The organism is Paenibacillus sp. P4_E11 (genome assembly GCF_056401635.1).
This window is the reverse complement of the sequence record NZ_JBFUIX010000637.1, coordinates 1-739: the sequence shown is the minus strand read 5'-3', so window position 1 is coordinate 739 and position 739 is coordinate 1. Positions and strand designations below refer to the sequence as shown.

General features: G+C 42.3%; 1 protein-coding gene and 1 pseudogene. Both read right to left on the bottom strand.

The annotated features are described in order from the left end of the window. Window positions 1–206: pseudogene (locus tag AC1DWB_RS36615) on the bottom strand (hypothetical protein); the annotation flags it as partial. Then, the coding region (locus tag AC1DWB_RS36610) for an ATP-binding cassette domain-containing protein (RefSeq protein WP_477545947.1) at window positions 203–739 on the bottom strand (537 nt) is incomplete at its 5' end. The pseudogene AC1DWB_RS36615 and the gene AC1DWB_RS36610, both read right to left, overlap by 4 nt.

Here is a 739-nt window from a genome sequence, read left to right as displayed (position 1 = left end):
CTTTTCCATATCGATTTAATATTGTTTCTGCTATTCTCATAAAACTTATTGTAGTATCTTTCAAAAACAATCTTGCCATTTTTCACAACTAATACGCTGTTTACAAGGCGATATCTCTTTTGCTTCAAATAATCATCCACTTGATTCAATACACCGCTGTCCAATCCCTCCGCTTCAGGAGTAGAAAGCAACCAATCCCACCTCATATCAACACCTGCTTTAGATATTTTCCAATAATCGAATTATTGTCTGCAATTATATGTTCCGGCGTACCTTGTGCGATCACATATCCCCCGTCGCTGCCGCCACCCGGTCCCATTTCAACAATGTAATCACAGTTTACCAATACAGACGGGTCGTGTTCCGTAACTATAATCGTATTCCCTGCATCAACAAGCTGTTGCATCAGTTCAATCAACCGTTCCGTGTCAGAAAAAGAAAGGCCAGTTGTAGGTTCATCAAGAATATATACATTGTTTTTGCCGTTTTGTTTGCAAAGCTCTTTTGCCAGCTTGATCCGTTGGGCTTCACCACCTGATATGGTTGGTGTCTTCTGTCCGAGGGTGATATAGCCCATCCCGACAAGTTCAAGCGTCGTTAGAATGTTAGATATCCTTTTGTCATAAGCCTCTGRATCTATTCGTCCGAAAAAAGTCGCTGCCTCCGTTACACTCATGGCCATGATATCCCTGATGTTCTTACCGTCGAGCCTGACACTTATGGCTTCCTCGACATATCC